We start from the raw sequence: 261 nt of genomic DNA on the forward strand, positions 1-261 counted from the left end.
CTGTCACCACTGGCATCCGACATCGACAGGTGCAGTGTCGCAAGGCGGTCCTCACCTGGAACCCCACCGGTGACCACCACGAAGGGTTCGTCGCTCATCGCTGCAACGGCCTGCGCCACCGATCCGAAGTTGTCGAGCACATACTGCGCCCAGGCCGCGATCGACAACGCCGGCTTCGAGAGATCCGGGGTCGGGTACTCCGACTCGGCCAGCCACAGCAGATTGGTCGACAGGCCTGCCTCGTTGAGACCGTCGGTGGTG

At 64.8% G+C, this 261-nt stretch carries 1 protein-coding gene; it reads right to left on the reverse strand.

Going from position 1 to position 261, the window contains the following annotated elements:
- A partial coding sequence (locus SB754_RS21050; protein WP_410784290.1) for a linear amide C-N hydrolase occupies positions 1-261 on the reverse strand: 261 nt, incomplete at both ends.

Origin of the sequence: Leifsonia sp. SIMBA_070 (genome assembly GCF_046534635.1) — a bacterium.
Classification (GTDB): Bacteria; Actinomycetota; Actinomycetes; order Actinomycetales; family Microbacteriaceae; genus Leifsonia.